The organism is Azospirillum melinis (assembly GCF_013340935.1).
In the GTDB taxonomy this organism is placed as follows: domain Bacteria; phylum Pseudomonadota; class Alphaproteobacteria; order Azospirillales; family Azospirillaceae; genus Azospirillum; species Azospirillum melinis.
On sequence record NZ_WHOS01000008.1, the window covers coordinates 139,523 to 156,146 of the forward strand.

Here is a 16,624-nt window from a genome sequence, read left to right on the forward strand (position 1 = left end):
TTAGCCCCCGATCCGCCGGACCGGCTCCGGCGCAGATTGCTGTTCGAACAGGCGGCGATAGAGCCCGCCCGGCCGGTGGAGCAGGACGGCGTGGCTGCCTTCCTCCACCACCCGGCCCTGGTTGAAGACCAGGATGCGGTCCAGCGTGCGCACGGTGGACAGGCGATGGGCGATGATGATGGCGGTGCGACCCTGCATCAGCCGTTCGATGGCCTCCTGGATCAGCGCCTCCGATTCCGAATCCAGGCTGGATGTCGCCTCGTCCAGGATCAGGATCGGCGCGTCGGCCAGGAAGGCGCGGGCCAGCGCCACCCGCTGCCGCTCGCCGCCCGACAGCTTGACGCCGCGCTCGCCGACCAGCGTCGCATAGCCCTTCGGCAGGCGGACGATGAAATCATGGGCGTTGGCGAGCCTGGCTGCCCGCTCGATCTCCGCCATCGACGCGCCGGGGCGGCCATAGGCGATGTTCTCCGCGAGCGTGCGGTGGAACAGGATCGGCTCCTGCGGGACGATGGCGATCTGGGAGCGCAGGGAGTGCTGCGTCGCCCCCGCCACCTCCTGCCCGTCGATCAGCACCCGGCCGTCGGTCACGTCATAGAGACGCTGGATCAGCTTGACGAAGGTGGTCTTGCCCGACCCCGACGGCCCGACCAGCCCGACCCGCTCGCCCGCCCTGATGGTCAGCGACAGGTCGCGGTAGAGCGGCGTGGTGTGGCCGCCATACTGGAAGGTGACGTGATCGAAGCGCACCTCACCCGCCCGGATGCGGATCGGAATGGCGTCCGGCCGGTCCTCCACCCCCAGCGGCTCGGCATGGATCGCCACCAGCTCCTCCATCTCGTTGACGGAGCGCTGGAGGTGATTGATGTGCATGCCGATGTCGCGCAGATAGCCATGCACGACGAAATAGGTCGTCAGCACATAGGCGACGTCGCCCGGCGTCGCCTGCCCGCGCCACCACAGCCAGAGCGCGGTGGCGACCACGGCACTGCGGATCAGCAGCAGCACCACCAGCTGCACGGTGCTGTGGCGGGTGTGGCGGGTCCAGGTGCGGTGGGTGCGGCGGCTCCATTTGCCGACGACGGTGGACAGGCGGTCGTCCTCGCGCGGTTCGGCGCCGAAGGCCTTGACCACGGCGTTGCAGCCGATGGCGTCGGCCAGCGTCCCGCCCAGCTTGGTGTCCCAGGCATTCGACAGCCGGGCAGCCGGCGCGATGTAGAGGGTGGAGAACAGCACCGTCATCGCGATGTAGACCGCGGTGCCGAGCGCGATGACCAGCCCCATCGCCGGCCAATGCAGCCCCAATGTCACCATCGTGCCGATCAGCACGACCAGCGACGGCCACAGCGCCAGCAGCAGCGTGTCATCCAGCGTGTCGAGCGCCCACATGCCGCGGGTGATCTTGCGCACCACCGACCCGGCGAAGCTGTTGGCGTGCCAGTCGGTGGAGAAGCGCTGGATGCGGTGGAAGCTGTCCTGACCGACATCCGCCATGATGCGCAGGGTGAAGGGGATGACGCCGCTCCAGGCGATGTGGCGCATCACCACCATGCCGACGCCGAGTGCCACCATGGCACCAAAGGCGGTCAGAGCCGCATGCAGCGCCGCGTCGCGGTCGCCCGGCAGCATGGTGAGGGCATCGACCAGCCGGCCGGCGAACAGCGGCATGAAGACGTCGGCCAGCGTCGACAGGGCGATGGCGCCGGCGATGCCGACGGCCAGCGGGGTCTGGCGGCGCCAGTGACGGAAGGTGAAGGCCAGAACGCTGCGGATGGCGTTCGGCCGTGGGGCGCGTTTCGACTGTGCCATGGGAATCCCACCGGGGCAGGGGCCGGCCATACGGGCGGCGGCCCCGCCAAAGGAGCCATTGGGAAATGCGGTGTTGAAGTCCCTCTCCCGCCTCTCGCACAAGCTTCGTTTGTGCTGACGGCGTCAGGCGGATCGAAGATCCGCTGAGAGCCTCGGGAGAGGGCAGTTCAGAGGGCTACGCCAACTCTTAACGACCCTTCAAATTGGTCTGGCGAGGCTTCATGCCGGACGGCTTGCCGCCAGCCCCGGCGGCCGGCTTCGCCCCCGGCGCCTTGCCCACCGGCGGCACCACACGGCGGCCCTGGCCGGCCTGCTGGGTGAAGAAGGTCTTGCCCCCCTTCTCCCGCGGCTTGGCGGTGGCGCCGACCGGCTGCCAGCCCGGGATCAGATGTTCTTCGCCCGGACCGATCAGATCCTCGCGGCCCATGCGCTTCAGCGCCTCGCGCAGGATCGGCCAGTTCTCCGGATCGTGGTAGCGCAGGAAGGCCTTGTGCAGGCGGCGCTGCTTCAACCCCTTCGCCGACGAAACGATTTCCGATCCGACGCGGCGCACCGGCCGCAGCGGGTTGCGCTCGCTGTGGTACATCGCGGTCGCCAGCGACATCGGCGAGGGCAGGAAGGTCTGCACCTGATCCGCCTTGAAGCCGTTCCGCTTCAGCCACAAGGCGAGGTTCATCATGTCCTCGTCCGTGGTGCCGGGGTGGGCGGCGATGAAGTAGGGGATCAGGTAAAGCTTCTTCCCGGCCTCCTTCGCGGCCTTGTCGAACATCCGCTTGAACTCGTCGTAGGCTCCCATGCCGGGCTTCATCATCTTGCCCAGCGGCCCCGGCTCGGTGTGTTCCGGCGCGATCTTCAGGTAACCGCCGACATGGTGGGTCACCAGTTCCTTCACATATTCCGGATTGCGGACGGCGAGGTCGTAGCGCAGGCCCGACGCGATGTGGATCTTCTTCACCCCCGGTACCGCGCGGGCCTTGCGGTAGAGCTGGACCAGCGAGGAATGGTCGGTGTTCAGGTTCTTGCAGATGTCGGGGAAGACGCAGGACGGGCGCCGGCAGACCGACTCCGTCTCCTTGTCCTTGCAGGCGAGTCGATACATGTTGGCGGTCGGCCCGCCCATGTCGGAGATGACGCCGGTGAAGCCCTTGGTCTTGTCGCGGATATGCTCGATCTCGCGCAGGATCGACCCTTCCGACCGGCTCTGTATGATGCGCCCCTCATGCTCGGTGATCGAGCAGAAGGAACAGCCGCCGAAGCAGCCGCGCATGATGTTGACCGAGAAGCGGATCATCTCCCACGCCGGGATGCGCGCATCGCCGTAGGACGGATGCGGCGCGCGGGCATAGGGCAGGTCGTAGACGCCGTCCATCTCGTTGGTTTCGAGCGGGATCGGCGGCGGATTGAGCCAGACGTCGCGGTCGCCGTGGCGCTGGACCAGCGCGCGAGCGTTGCCGGGATTGCTCTCCTGGTGCAGCACGCGGCTGGCATGGGCGTAGAGCACCTTGTCGGCCGTCACCTGCTCGAAGCTGGGCAGCCGCACCGCCATGCGGTCGGCGCCGGCAGCGCGCGGCGAGACCGGGGCGGACGGATCGTCGATGGAGCTGCTGTCCACCACCGTCCAGCCGTCCGGCAGGGACGAGCGCATGATGGCGGTGCCGCGGATGTCGGTCATCGCCTTGGGCGATTCGCCCTTCAGCGCACGCTGGGCGATCTCGATGATGGCGCGTTCGGCATTGCCGTAGACCAGCATGTCCGCCTTGGAATCGACCAGGACGGAGCGGCGGATCTTCTCGCTCCAATGATCGTACTGGGCGATGCGGCGCAAGCTGGCCTCGATGCCGCCAAGGACGATGGGCACGTCCTTGAAGGCTTCGCGGCAACGCTGGGAATAGACGATGACGGCGCGGTCCGGCCGCTTGCCGCCCTCGTCGTTCGGCGTGTAGCTGTCGTTGTGGCGCAGGCGGCGGTCAGCCGTGTAGTGGTTGACCATCGAATCCATGTTGCCGCCGGTCACCCCCCAGAACAGCCGCGGCTTGCCCAGGATCTTGAACGGTTCCGCACTGCTCCAGTCCGGCTGGGCGATGATGCCGACGCGCAGGCCTTGCGATTCCAGCAGCCGGCCGATAATCGCCATGCCAAAGCTGGGATGGTCGATATAGGCGTCGCCGGTGACGACGATCACGTCGCACTGGTCCCAGCCCAGCCGGTCCATTTCCGCGCGCGACATCGGCAGGAAGGGTGCGGCCTTGGGGCGCACGCTCCGGTCCGGGCGGTGGGCGAACAGGTTGGGGGCCGCGAGCATCGCGTTCTCCGGATCTCAATCAACAATGCGGATGGATAAGCCGACAGTCTTACCTTGTCGGCCGGCAAATTCCCACCGCTGATAACGCAGCGGAGCAATGGGACATTGTGCGGCGTGGCGCGACAGCTATGTGGGACGCCCCACAGCCGGTGCAAGGGTCGGCCAGGGAGCAGGCCACGGGAGAGGGCAGGGCAGGATGGTGGCGCCGGCGGTGGCGTCAGGCCGCAACGCCGCCCGCTTCTCCCGCCCGGCCGTTGCGCCGCGCCACCACCCAGCCGATCAGCGCCCCCACCAGCATTACCAGGGCCGCGATCAGGAAGGCAGCCCCCGGATGCGGGAACAGCGGATCGCTGCCCACCGAGGCGGAATAGACCGTGCCGAAGAAGACCGGCGACAGGATGCCGGCGACGCTCGCCACGCTCATGTTGGCGCCCTGCAACTGGCCCTGTTCGGACGGGCTGACCCGCTGCGTCATCAGCGACTGGATGGTCGGCATCGCCAATCCCCACAGCGCGTTCGGCACGATGGCGAAGGCGAACCAGCCGCCATCCGGCGCCAGCCCCATGCAGGCCAGACCGACGGCCCCGCCGAACAGGCCGACGATCATCGTGCCGCGGTCGCCCAGCCATTTCACCACGCGCGACACCACCAGCCCCTGCATGACCATGTCGAGCGCACCGACCATCGACAGCAGTAGCCCGACGTCCCACGCACTCCAGCCATAGCGGTGCGCGGCATAAAGCACGAAGACGGCGGGGAAGACCTGGTGGGAGACGTGCAGCATGAAATTGACCATGGCCAGACCCGACAGTTCCGGGTGCGAGCGCAGCAGTTGGAACGCTCCGAACGGGTTGGCCCGGCGCCAGGAAAAGGCCATGCGGCTTTCCTGCGGAAGCGATTCCGGCAGCACCACCAGACCATAGAGGAAGGCCAGCCCGCTGAGCAGGCCGGCACCCCAGAAGGGTGCCCGCGGCGAGATCTCGCCCAGCACTCCGCCCAGCAGCGGTCCGGCGATGAAGCCGGCGCTGAAGGCGGCGCCGATCAGGCCATAGGCGCGCGCCCGCTGCTCCGGCGGCGTCACGTCGGCCATATAGGCGAAGACCGTGGTGAAGCTGGAGGAGGTGATGCCGGCAACGGCACGGCCGACCACCAGCCACCACAAATTCGGCGCCACCGCCATCAGCACATAGTCCGCCGCCAGACCCAGCGCCGACAACAGGATCACCGGCCGCCGGCCGAAGCGGTCGGACAGCGACCCGATCACCGGCGAGGAGAAGAACTGCATCAGCGCCCACAGCGCCACCAGCGCACCGTTGATGGTGCCGGCCTGCGCATCGGCCCCGGCGAATTCCTCGATCAGCGCCGGCAGCACCGGAATGACGATGCCCATTGCCACGATGTCGAGTGCGGCGGTGACAAGAATGAAGGCTATCGCGGCCTTGCGCGGACGAACGGACGACATGGAAGACCTTTGGAATCGAAAGATGTAAGCGCCCAAAAGGGGCGCGGGCGTGCCCCGGCCGGAATCGGCGGGCCGGACGGCATCGCGAAGTTGGGGCGGATCATAGAGGAAGCGAAGGCGATTTGGAAGCGGAATATTTCCGCCATCGGATGCTTTGTTGCGACGTTCTATCAGAGCGCTGACAATTTAGCTTTGCGCCTACATGCGCCTACAGATAGAAAACACATAAGTTCGATTATGGAAATTTTCTGAAAGACCGGATAAGCTTCCACTGCTTCATAGCCTGTCGAATCCTGGTTGAGGGAAAAACAAAAAGCTCCCGTCACCGGCTGGTGACAGGAGCTTTTCGCGTTCGCCGAACACGGCGCCGATTATGTCAGCCAAAACGGCCGGTGATGTATTCGGATGTCTTTTCCTTGGTCGGGTTGGTGAAGATCTCTTCCGTGTTCCCGAACTCGATCAGTTCGCCCAGATACATGAAGGCTGTGAAGTTGGAGATGCGGGCCGCCTGCTGCATGTTGTGGGTGACGATGGCGATGCAGTAGTCGGAGCGCAGCTCGTCGATCAGCTCCTCGCACTTGGCGGTGGAGATCGGGTCGAGCGCCGAGGTCGGCTCGTCGAGCAGCAGGACCGACGGCTTCACCGCGATGGCGCGGGCGATGCACAGGCGCTGCTGCTGACCGCCGGACAGGCTCATGCCGTTCTGGCGAAGCTTGTCCTTCACCTCGTCCCACAAGGCGGCGCGGCGCAGCGAGAACTCCACCCGCTCGTCCATGTCGGCGCGGGACAGCTTCTCGTACAGCTTCACGCCGAAGGCGATGTTGTCGTAGATCGACATCGGGAACGGCGTCGGCTTCTGGAACACCATGCCGACGCGGGCGCGCAGCAGGTTCAGGTCCTGCTTGGGCGACAGGATGTTGACGCCGTCCAGCATGACCTCGCCGGTGGCGACCTGCTTGGGGTAGAGGTCGTACATCCGGTTCAGGATGCGCAGCAGGGTCGACTTGCCGCAGCCCGACGGGCCGATGAAGGCGGTGACCTGACGGTCGTAAAGCGGCAGCGAGATGCTCTTCAGGGCGCGATAGCCGTCATAGAAGAAGTCCAGGTTGCGGACGCTGATCTTCTCGGGCAGACCGGCACCGGCGATGGCGCGCTCTGCGGCGGTCCCGGTGGCGGTCCCGGCAAGCATGCCAGGGGGCATCTGGTGGCTGCCGTGGGTGGGGCTGTTGGCGTCCATGTGGGTCATCGTCATGGTTACTTTCTCGTCGTGCCGAGACCGGCCAGCAGCCGGGCGCCGATGTTGAGGAGCAGGATGGCGACCGTGATCAGCAGCGCGCCGCCCCAGGCCAGCTGGCGCCAATCCTCATAGGGCGACATCGCGTACTGGAAGATGACCACCGGCAGGTTGGCCATCGGCGCGTTCATGTCCGCGCTCCAGAACTGGTTGTTCAGGGCGGTGAACAGCAGCGGTGCGGTTTCGCCGCTGATGCGGGCGACGGCCAGCAGCATGCCGGTGATCATGCCGTTGCGGGCGGCGCGGTAGGCGACCATCGTGATCACCTTCCATTGCGGAGCACCCAGGGCGGCGGCGGCCTCGCGCAGGCTGTTGGGCACCAGCTTCAGCATGTCCTCGGTCGTGCGGACGACGACCGGGATCACCAGCACCGCGAGCGCCATGGCACCCGCCCAGGCCGAGAAATGGCCCATTCGGACGACCAGCACCTCGTAGACGAACAGGCCGACCATGATCGACGGCGCGCTCAGCAGCACGTCGTTGATGAAGCGCACAACCTCGGCCAGCTTGGTGTTGCGGCCGAACTCAGCCAGGTAGGTTCCGGCCATGACGCCGACCGGAGTGCCGACCGCGGTGGCGACCGCGGTCATGACGACGCTGCCGAAGATGGCGTTCAGCAGGCCGCCCTCGCCGCCCGGCGGCGGGGTGTTCTCGGTGAACAGGCTGAGGTTGATGGCCGACAGCCCGTTGTAGAGCAGCGTCCACAGGATGGCGACCAGCCAGAACAGGCCGAAGCCGGCGGCTCCCAGCGCCAGGGACAGCGCCAGCTTGTTGGCGATGCGCCGGCGGTGATAGAGCCCGCCGATGGGGGTCGCCAGCGTCGCGGAATTGGACATCGTCATGGGCCTCAGACTCCGGCCTTGCGCTGGAGGCGGAGCAGCATCAGCTTCGCGATCGACAGCACGGTGAAGGTGATCAGAAACAGGATCAGGCCGAGCGCCACCAGCGAGGAGGTGTAGACGTCGCCTACCGCCTCGGTGAACTCGTTGGCGATGGAGGCCGAGATCGTCGTGCCCGGGGCCATGATCGAAGAGCTGATGCGGTGCGCGTTGCCGATGACGAAGGTCACCGCCATCGTCTCGCCGAGCGCACGGCCCAGGCCCAGCATCACGCCGCCGACGACGCCAGTGCGGGTGTAGGGCAGCACCACGTTCCACACCACCTCCCAGGTGGTAGCCCCCAGCCCATAGGCGGATTCACGCACCATCGGCGGCACCGTCTCGAAGACGTCGCGGGTGATGGAGGTGATGAAGGGCAGCACCATGATGCCCAGGATCAGGCCGGCGGTCAGGATGCCGATGCCGTAGGGCGGGCCCATGAACAGGTTACCGATGCCGGGGATCTGGCCCAGCGTGTTGATGAGGAAAGGCTGGATGGTCGATTGCATGAAGGGGGCGAAGACGAACAGGCCCCAGATGCCGTAGATGATGCTGGGGATGCCGGCGAGCAGCTCGATGGCGACGCCGAGCGGGCGCTTCAGCCAGGCCGGGCACATCTCGGTGATGAACAGGGCGATGCCGAAGCTGACGGGAATGCCGACAGCCATGGCGATGACCGACGTTATCAGCGTGCCGTAAATGGGGGCGAGCGCGCCGAATTCCTCCGACACCGGGTTCCAGACTTCGGTTGCAACGAATCCGAAGCCGAACGCGCGGAGTGCCGGCAGCGCGCCGTCGATCAGGGAAACCGTGACGCCGCCCAGAATCAGCAGGACGAGCAGCGCGAATGCGAGGGTGGCGTTGCGGAAAGCCGCATCCTGCAGGCGCTGGCGGCGGGCCCGTCGGGCGGTGGAGGCGTGTGCGTCGGTCAAGGTCAGCGCGATCTCGGTCATGGCCGCTCCGTGAGGCGTGCGGAAGGGACGGCGCAATTTCCATCCCCTCCGGCGATCATGCCCCCGGGCGCGCCAACCAGCGGCCCGCCCGGGGTCGGTTGGCCGTCGTTACTTGGCCGACGCGGTCCAGACTGGCTTGCCGTCGGCCTGGATGGTCTGCGACCAGGTCTTCTGGACCAGCGACACCACGGCGTCCGGCATCGGGACATAGTCCAGCTCGGTCGCCATCTTGGAGCCGTTCTTGTAGGCCCAGTCGAAGAACTTCAGCGCTTCGGCCGAAGACGCCACGTCCTGCGGGGCTTTGTACATCAGGATGAAGCTGGCGCCGGTGATCGGCCAGCTCTCCGCACCCGGCTCGTCGGTCAGCAGGACGTAGTAACCCTTGCTGTTGGCCCAGTCGGCGTTTGCGGCGGCAGCCTGGAAGGCCTCGATCTTCGGAGAGACGGTCTTGCCGTCCTTGTTCTGCAGGTCGAGGTGGGTGATGTTGTTCTGCTTGGCGTAGGCGTATTCGACGTAGCCGATCGAGCCGTCCGTCTGCTTGACCATGTTGGCCACGCCTTCGTTGCCCTTGGCGCCGATGCCGGCCGGCCACTGGACGGAGGTGTTGGCGCCGATCTGGGTCTTGAACTTCGGGCTGGTCTTCGACAGGTAGTCGGTGAACAGGAAGTTGGTGCCCGACCCGTCAGAGCGGTAGACCGGGGCGATAGCGGTGTTCGGCAGGTTGACGTTGGGGTTCAGCGCCTTGATCTGCGCGTCGTTCCACTTGGTGATCTCGCCCATGTAGATGTTGGCGAGAACGGTGCCCGACAGCTTGACCTCGCCGGCCTTGATGCCCTTCAGGTTCACGACCGGAACCACGCCGCCCATGATCATCGGGAACTGGATCAGACCGGCCTGTTCCAGCTCCTCCGGCTTCAGCGGCATGTCCGACGCGCCGAAGGTGACCGTCTTGGCCTTGATCTGCTTGATGCCGCCGCCCGAACCGATCGACTGGTAGTTCAGGCCCGTGCCCGTCTCCTTCTTGTAGGCGTCGGCCCACTTGGCATAGATCGGGTACGGGAAGGTGGCGCCGGCGCCGGAGATGTCGGCGGCCGAGGCGACCGACAGCGGGGCGACCGACACGGACAGAGCGGCCAGGGCACCGAAGGCGGCGCAGCGAACGAACGCCGAGGTCATGGTTTTCACGGCTAAACTCCCGATAGGTTTGGACGGTTTGGTTGGGTTTTTCGGAAAAGCCCGGCCTTGGCCGGATGTCGGAACCCGCCTTCTTCGTCGCGGTGACCATAGCCGCCGCCGGTGACGGGTTTGTTTTGTTTACGTGTCAGTTTTATGAAACCGACCCGTTCGTGACCGGGACCGCGGAGTCCTGGGAAGGCTCATCGCGCGGCCCGGATTTCCTGGAGGAACAGATGCACGGCGGAGCCGAGGCTGGTCGCCTCGTGCGACAGGCCTTCCGCCACCAGCAGCACGTCGCCGGCCTGGGCGCGCACCTTGGCCGCGGCCTCCGACAGGCCGGCGACATGGTCCGACGCCGCCTGGGTGCCGACCGCCACGCGGTGGGAGCTGTCGACGATGCTCGACGTGATGGTCGCCTGCTCCTCCACCGCCGCGGCGATGGCCGAAGCGTTGGATTCGATGCGTTGGACGCTGCCGGCCATGGCCGCCACCACCTCCGCCGTCTCGCGGCTGGCCGCCTGGGTCGCAGCGATCTGGCGGGCGATCTCGGCGGTGGCCTGGGCGGTCTGGCCGGCAAGGGCCTTCACCTCTCCGGCGACCACGGCGAAGCCGCGGCCCATCTCCCCTGCCCTTGCCGCCTCGATGGTGGCGTTCAGCGCCAGCAGGTTGGTCTGGCCGGCGATCTCGTCGATCAGCCCAACGACGGTGCCGATCTCTCCCGCCGTGCTCGACAGGTCAGCGACGGTGGCCTTCACCTGCTCCGCGCCTGCGGCGGTGTCGCCGATGATGCGGGCCGATTCGCCGGTGCGCTTGCTGATCTCGGCGATGGACTGGGAGATTTCCGAGGCGGCGGTCGCCACCTGCTGGATCCCGGCCGCCATCTCGCCGGACAGCTGCATCGCGGCCTCGGCACGGTCGTTGGCGTTGGCGGCGATGTCGGTCAGCGAGCGGGCGCGGGCAGCCATCTGGCGCGCGGCCTCGGCCAGCGTTTCGACGCTGCTCAGCACGTTGCGTTCGAACTGGTCGGCGATCTCAAGCATGCTGGTGCGGCGGGCCGACGCGGCGTTGCGGCGCTCGATCTCCACCTTCTCGTGCGCCTCTTCCATGGCGCGGGCGTTGGCGATGAAGACGAACAGCGCGCGGGCCATGTCGGTGATCTCGTCATTGCCGTCGGCCTTCTGCTCCACCGTCAGGTCGCCGTCGGCAACCCGGCGCATGGCATCGGCGAGCGCCTCCATCCGGCCGACGACGCGGCGCCCGACATAGAGCGAGACGATCAGCCCGGCCAGCAGCACGCCGGCGGTCGCCAGCAGGATCTGGACCTGATTGGTGCGCTCCAGCGCCTCGTGGGCGGCGGCGGCCCCGTCGGCGGTCGCCTTCTCAGCCGCCTGGACCAGCCCATCGACCATGGCGGTCAGGGCGGCGCCGGTGCTGCGGTTGCTGTCGATCAGCGCGGCATTCTCGGCATAGGCCGCCAGCTCGCCGGCCCGCAGCGCCAGGATGCCATCGTCGGCGAAGCCGAGAGCCAGCAGCCGATCCGCCAGCCGGCGGACCTCGGCGCCCAGATCGTCCCCGGAAGCGGTCAGGGTGCCGCGGATCGTTGCCGCCAGCGGCTCCAGCGTGCGGCGTGCGGCGGCCAGACGGGCCGGCGTCTCGGCATTGCCGGCTTCCGCCAGCTTGCCGGCCAGCAAATTGGCGTCGGCCATCAGGCCGCTCAGCACGGTGTAGCGCTGCTGGGCCGCCGGGACCGTGTTGGTGGACAGATCCTGCATCCGCTCGGCGATCGCGTTGCCTGCCTCGGCGATGCGGCCGCGCGAGTTCAGCATCAGCGGCAGCATGCGGGCGTTGGCGTCGCGGTCCAGCCGGACGATGTCGTCGACTCCGGCGGCCAGCGATTCGGCCAGCTTCTGCGCCTCCGCCTCCGGAATGCCGGGGGTGAGCTGGCGGACGCGGCGGGTGTAGACGCTGGCATCGCCGTCGCCGAAGGCGGCAAGCTCGTTGATCGTCGCCACCACCGGGGCCGCCGCCTCGCTCTTGGCCAGGGGACGCAGCGCACCCTGAAGGTCGGACAGGGCGGAGTCGAAGTCGGTGGACAGCGACATCACCTTCGACCGGTTGGTCTCGAAGGCACCGATCAGCAGCGATTTTGCCAGGGCCGCCTCGGCACCGCGCAGCTGGAACAGCGGGATCACCGTCTGCCCCAGCTCGGCGCCGATCACCGCGGAGGACTCGGAGGTCGCCTGCACCATCGCGGAAATCGCCTGGGCCAGCTGCTCGCGCGAGGCCTGCATGTCCGGCTTCAGCGCGGCGAGCAGCCGGGCGTGGGCATCGCTCAACTCCGCCAGCCGGCCGCTGCGCTGCTCTTGCAGGCTCAGCCGCCGTCCGGTCGCCGTTCCCAGCGCATCGATGGTGCCGAGCAGCGAGCGAGCGGTGCCGGTCAGTTCGGAGACGCGGGCCGCATCACCATGTCCAACGGCCAGCTGGGCGAGCTGACCGTCCAGCGCCCGGCGCTGCTCGCCCGCCGCGTTGCGCAGCCGGAGCAGATCCTCCTCGGAGGATGCGGCGTCGATCAGCGGCCCCAGCGCCAGCACCCGTGCGGTGGTGGTGGCGAGGCCGTGGGCGGCGCTGAGCACCGGCACCTGGGTGCCGGTGATGTCGGCGACATGGCCGCGGACGGCGCCGTAGGACATCCAGCCGACCACCGCCGCGATGCAGGGCAGCGCCGCCACGGTTCCGAAGGCGATCAGCATCTTCGACTTGATGCCGGACCGCCGGCGCTGGTCGATAGGCTTTGCCATATGGGCCACCCGTGGCTTGGAGGTTGTCCGTACCGCGCCCGCGGTTTTCCGCAAGCCGGCCGGTGCCATGGGTAGCCCTTCTGGTTGGATGAATCGGTGACGGTTGGATGAAGTTTTCGCTACGCACAATCGAAAGATTGCTGCGCGCCGGAAATCATCGGTCGCGCGGGCAGTCATGGTGAATCGAACGTAAACAGCGCGTGAAACGAATAGCGGCGCCCGACTGGGTCGGGCGCCGCGTTACTGCACGCATACCGCGTAAAATCTGGAAGGAGCGCCGATGTTACACCGGCGGCGCCGTCCGCCGCAGGCTGTCACGGTCAGAGGCCTTGGTGAACCAGCCGGTCAGCGCCGGACGCCCCTCGCGCCAATCCTCGTGCCCGAACCGGAAATCGAGGTAGCCGAGTGCCACCAGCACCGACAGGCTGCCAATGGTGATCTCCCCCTCCAGCGACGCGGCCTCCGCCTCCAGCAGGTCGAGCGAGCGGGCAACCGCCTTGCGCTGGCGCTCCATCCAGTTGGCCGACTTCTCGCCATCCGGACGCATGGATTCCAGCCGGCGCAGGATGGCGGCGTCGCAGATGCCGTCGGCAATCGCCTGCTGGCGCAGCGCCGTCCAGCGCGCCGGGCCGGCCGGCGGGAACAGCGGCGCCCGGCCGTCCAGCGAATCGAGATACTCGACGATCACCGGGCTGTCGAACAGCGTGGTGCCGTCCTCCAGCGTCAATGCTGGCACCTTGCCCAGCGGATTGTCCGTCGGCAGGTCGGTGTCGGCCGACCAGGGATCGGTCGTCACCCGCTCCACCCGATCCTCCAGCCCGCGTTCGATCAGGACCATCATCACCTTGCGCACGTAGGGCGAGGTGGGGCTCCAGCGCAGCTTCAACATGGGCTTTCCTTTTTACGTCTGATTGGCCGCTTCCGAACAGTCCAGGACAGGCCAGCGTCGGTCCAGGTCGCCGGCCGGCCTGCACCGCTCACCCGCGGAAATGGTCCTTGCGCCGGCGCAGTTCGGCGAACACCTCCACCGGCGGAGCGCCGTCCATGCCGATGGCGGCCTGGACTCCGGGATCGTCGGCGCGCAGGAAGGGGTTGGTGCGCCGCTCCATGCCGATGGTGGTGGGAAGCGTCGGCCGGTTCCGCTCGCGCAGCTCCGCAACCTCCTCCATCCGCTGGTGCAGGGCGGCATTGGCGGGATCGACGGTCAGGGCGAAGCGGCCATTCGACTGGGTGTATTCGTGGCCGCAATAGACGCGGGTCTGGTCGGTCAGCGCCCGCAGGCTTTGCAGCGAGTCCCACATCTGTGCCGCCGTGCCTTCGAACAGCCGGCCGCAGCCCAGCGAGAACAGCGTATCGCCGCTGAACAGGGTTTCCGCCGCCTCGAACCAGAAGGCGATGTGGCCGCTGGTGTGGCCGGGCACGGCGAAGACGCGGGCCGTCTGCTCGCCGAACACCGTCCGGTCGCCGTCGCTGAGCGCCACGTCCATGCCGGGAATGCGGTGGGCGTCGGCGCGGGCACCGACCACGCTGGCGCGATAGCGCTCCTTCAGCGCCGCCGCTCCGCCGATATGGTCGTCGTGATGGTGGGTCAGGAAAATGTGGGTCAGGGACCAGCCGCGCCGGTCCAGTTCGGCCTGCACCGGGGCTGCGTCGCCGGGATCGACCACACCGACCTTGCCGGATGCCGCGTCGCGCAGCACATAGATATAGTTGTCGGCGAAAGCCGGAACGAGAATGACCTCCACGGCAGCGGACTCCCTGCTGTTGCGATACGAAACCCGTGTTACGCTTGGGATACCATGTACACAGATATCGTCGATTTGAGGGAGTTCTACGAGTCCGGATTGGGGCGCACCGCCCAGCGGATGATCCGCCGCCGCATCCGCACGATCTGGCCGGACGTGCGCGACCAGATCGTGCTGGGCGTCGGCTACACCACACCCTATCTGCGCCCCTTCATGGGCGAGGCCGACCGGGTTGTGGCGGTGATGCCGGCCAGCCAGGGCGTCAGCTTCTGGCCGGCGGAAGGACCGGGCATGGTCGCGCTGGGCGACGAGGCCGACCTGCCTTTCGGCGACAACACCATCGACCGCGTGCTTCTGGTCCATGGGCTCGAGGGCACCGAGCAGCTGCGCCCGATGATGCGAGAGATCTGGCGGGTGCTGGCCGGCGGCGGACGGGTGCTGGCGGTGGTGCCGAACCGCCGCGGCCTGTGGGCGCGCGCCGACTGGACGCCCTTCGGCCACGGTTTCCCCTATTCCGCCTCGCAGCTGAAGCAGGTGCTGCGCGACACCATGTTCGTGCCGGAACGCACCCGCCACGCCCTGTTCATGCCGCCCCTGCGCTCGCACTTCCTGCAAAAGACGGCACCCGCCTGGGAAGAGGTCGGCGGGCGCTGGTTCAAGGCCTTTGCCGGGGTGACGATGATCGAGGCATCGAAACAGATCTTCGCCGGCGTGTCGCGCCGGGCGGCGCAACAGCCGGTGAAGCGCCGGCTGATCGTGCCGCTGCCGGGTGGTGCGGCCCCCGCCGCCCGAAGCGGCAGTCCCCGCACCACCATTGTCGGCGGCGACTCCGTCGATTGCCAGCAGCCTTATCCCCGGACCTGATTAATTACGAACCTGACGCAGCACGTCGGTGACGCGGCCGGCAAGACCGCTGCCCAAGCTGCCGGCCCGCTCCGCGATGCTGCGGCTCAGCGCCGTCAGTTCCTCCAGATTGCGGGTCACGCCCCCCAGCGTCTGTTCGGCGTCGCCGATCCGCTGTTCCGCCGCCATGGCGTCCTGACGCGAGCGGTCCAGCGACCGCGCAACGTCCGAGGTCAGGGTTGCCTGCTCGTCGATGGCGGCGGCGACGGTACCGTTGATCGCCTGGATCGAGCCAATGGTGGAATGGATGCGGCCCAGCGCCTCGTCCACCGCAGCGGTTTCCTTTTGCAGATTGGCGACCTGATCGGCGATCTGCTTGGTCGCGTCGGCGGTCTGGCGCGACAGCGCTTTCACCTCGTTGGCGACGACGGCGAAGCCCCGCCCTGCCTCCCCCGCCCGCGCCGCCTCGATGGTGGCGTTCAGCGCCAGCAGGTTGGTCTGGCTGGCGATGGCGTTGATCAGCTTGACCACACTGGCGATCTGTTCCGCGGCGGAGCGCAGCGAGTTCATCACCGTGGTGGCGCGGTCGCTGTCCGACGCCGCGGCAAGGCTGATCTCCCGCGCCTTGCTGGTGTCCCCCGAAATCTGATCGGAGGTGGAGGCCAACCTGTCGAGCATGCCGGCGATGGCGCTGACCGAGCCATCCACGGCACGTGCCGCCCCTGCGGCGTCGGCGGCCTGCCGCAACCCATCCGTCCCGGCGGAGCGGACGGCCGCGACCGCCGATTCCAGCTTGCGGCCGGCATCGGCCAGCTCGGTGGCGAACCCGCCGACTTCGCGCTCGACCCGCTCCGTCAACTCACGCATCAGGGCGACCCGGCGCGTTTCCGCCGTTTCGGCCCGCAGGGTCGCCAGCACCCAATGGCGGGCGAGGCGGGCGAACCGGCGGGCCTGATCGGCCGGCGCCGCGATGGCGAGCGCCCCGACCCGCTCTCCGTCCAGGTCGATGGCAATGGCATAGCCTTCGCGCATCGTGCCGCCCGACTTGGCGGCCTCATCGCGGGTGACGGCGCGCTCGTCCAGCCGGCGGGCCACGATGTCGCCGGCGACCGGATGGCTGGTGCCGATCCGCTCCCGCGCGGTTGAGGCGATGACGGCACCGCTCCTGCCGGCGATGGAGACGACGGAGTCCAGTTCCCGGCCGATGGAGTCGCAGAGATCCTGTGCGATGGTGGCGCTGATGTCCAAGACGCTTCTCCCCTTCTTCCCGATTATGGTTTTCAATTGGATTCTTACGGCACGCCCCGCCATGACGGGATATGCCGGCCGTCCGACTACCGCGTGGAGAGCACCGCTCCGCCCAC

12 protein-coding genes are annotated in these 16,624 nt (G+C 67.7%); 1 reads left to right on the forward strand and 11 read right to left on the reverse strand.

Annotation, left to right across the window (positions count from 1 at the left end; translation table 11 throughout):
- From GBZ48_RS08760 to gloB, 10 genes are all read right to left on the reverse strand, one after another.
- The gene (locus tag GBZ48_RS08760) at positions 1 to 1,809 is read right to left on the reverse strand and encodes an ABC transporter ATP-binding protein (protein ID WP_174470682.1); all 1,809 of its coding nucleotides are present in this window, start codon (positions 1,807 to 1,809) and stop codon (positions 1 to 3) included.
- A 187-nt stretch (positions 1,810 to 1,996) separates the two neighbouring features.
- Positions 1,997 to 4,111: a YgiQ family radical SAM protein gene (locus GBZ48_RS08765; protein ID WP_174470683.1), complete on the reverse strand. Its 2,115-nt coding sequence runs from the start codon at positions 4,109 to 4,111 to the stop codon at positions 1,997 to 1,999.
- Positions 4,112 to 4,328: 217 nt separating this feature from the next.
- Positions 4,329 to 5,573: a TCR/Tet family MFS transporter gene (locus GBZ48_RS08770; RefSeq protein WP_174470684.1), complete on the reverse strand. Its 1,245-nt coding sequence runs from the start codon at positions 5,571 to 5,573 to the stop codon at positions 4,329 to 4,331.
- A 376-nt stretch (positions 5,574 to 5,949) separates the two neighbouring features.
- Complete coding sequence (gene pstB, locus GBZ48_RS08775; RefSeq protein ID WP_281362387.1) at positions 5,950 to 6,825, reverse strand: phosphate ABC transporter ATP-binding protein PstB; 876 nt, start codon at positions 6,823 to 6,825, stop codon at positions 5,950 to 5,952.
- A gap of 2 nt (positions 6,826 to 6,827) precedes the next feature.
- Entirely contained in the window at positions 6,828 to 7,709 is an 882-nt protein-coding gene (gene pstA / locus GBZ48_RS08780; protein WP_098735252.1) for a phosphate ABC transporter permease PstA, read from the reverse strand.
- Between the two features lie 5 nt (positions 7,710 to 7,714).
- On the reverse strand, positions 7,715 to 8,698 hold the full coding sequence (gene pstC / locus GBZ48_RS08785) for a phosphate ABC transporter permease subunit PstC (RefSeq protein WP_174470685.1): 984 nt from the start codon (positions 8,696 to 8,698) through the stop codon (positions 7,715 to 7,717).
- 108 nt (positions 8,699 to 8,806) lie between these two features.
- Entirely contained in the window at positions 8,807 to 9,874 is a 1,068-nt protein-coding gene (pstS, locus tag GBZ48_RS08790) for a phosphate ABC transporter substrate-binding protein PstS (protein WP_174470721.1), read from the reverse strand.
- 200 nt (positions 9,875 to 10,074) lie between these two features.
- Positions 10,075 to 12,672 (reverse strand): methyl-accepting chemotaxis protein, encoded by a 2,598-nt coding sequence (locus GBZ48_RS08795; protein WP_246307076.1) that lies wholly within the window; start codon positions 12,670 to 12,672, stop codon positions 10,075 to 10,077.
- A 283-nt stretch (positions 12,673 to 12,955) separates the two neighbouring features.
- Complete coding sequence (locus GBZ48_RS08800; RefSeq protein WP_174470687.1) at positions 12,956 to 13,561, reverse strand: glutathione S-transferase N-terminal domain-containing protein; 606 nt, start codon at positions 13,559 to 13,561, stop codon at positions 12,956 to 12,958.
- Positions 13,562 to 13,649: 88 nt separating this feature from the next.
- Positions 13,650 to 14,417 (reverse strand): hydroxyacylglutathione hydrolase, encoded by a 768-nt coding sequence (gene gloB / locus GBZ48_RS08805; protein ID WP_174470688.1) that lies wholly within the window; start codon positions 14,415 to 14,417, stop codon positions 13,650 to 13,652.
- A gap of 54 nt (positions 14,418 to 14,471) precedes the next feature.
- Here gloB and GBZ48_RS08810 point away from each other — a divergent pair, with 54 nt between their 5' ends.
- Positions 14,472 to 15,281, forward strand: coding sequence for a methyltransferase domain-containing protein (locus GBZ48_RS08810; RefSeq protein WP_174470689.1), 810 nt, complete (start codon positions 14,472 to 14,474; stop codon positions 15,279 to 15,281).
- On the opposite strand, the gene GBZ48_RS08815 is transcribed toward GBZ48_RS08810, so the two are convergent.
- On the reverse strand, positions 15,282 to 16,508 hold the full coding sequence (locus GBZ48_RS08815; RefSeq protein ID WP_174470690.1) for a methyl-accepting chemotaxis protein: 1,227 nt from the start codon (positions 16,506 to 16,508) through the stop codon (positions 15,282 to 15,284). It abuts the gene before it with no gap.
- Between the last annotated feature and the right edge of the window lie 116 nt (positions 16,509 to 16,624).

Coding starts and splice junctions, on each gene's coding strand:
- pstS (WP_174470721.1), bottom strand. CDS start 9,874: ATGACCTCGGCGTTCGTTCGCTGCGCCGCCTTCGGTGCCCTGGCCGCT.
- GBZ48_RS08765 (WP_174470683.1), bottom strand. CDS start 4,111: ATGCTCGCGGCCCCCAACCTGTTCGCCCACCGCCCGGACCGGAGCGTG.
- GBZ48_RS08810 (WP_174470689.1), top strand. CDS start 14,472: ATGTACACAGATATCGTCGATTTGAGGGAGTTCTACGAGTCCGGATTG.
- pstB (WP_281362387.1), bottom strand. CDS start 6,825: ATGACGATGACCCACATGGACGCCAACAGCCCCACCCACGGCAGCCAC.
- GBZ48_RS08800 (WP_174470687.1), bottom strand. CDS start 13,561: ATGTTGAAGCTGCGCTGGAGCCCCACCTCGCCCTACGTGCGCAAGGTG.
- GBZ48_RS08795 (WP_246307076.1), bottom strand. CDS start 12,672: ATGGCAAAGCCTATCGACCAGCGCCGGCGGTCCGGCATCAAGTCGAAG.
- GBZ48_RS08760 (WP_174470682.1), bottom strand. CDS start 1,809: ATGGCACAGTCGAAACGCGCCCCACGGCCGAACGCCATCCGCAGCGTT.
- pstA (WP_098735252.1), bottom strand. CDS start 7,709: ATGACGATGTCCAATTCCGCGACGCTGGCGACCCCCATCGGCGGGCTC.
- GBZ48_RS08770 (WP_174470684.1), bottom strand. CDS start 5,573: ATGTCGTCCGTTCGTCCGCGCAAGGCCGCGATAGCCTTCATTCTTGTC.
- pstC (WP_174470685.1), bottom strand. CDS start 8,698: ATGACCGAGATCGCGCTGACCTTGACCGACGCACACGCCTCCACCGCC.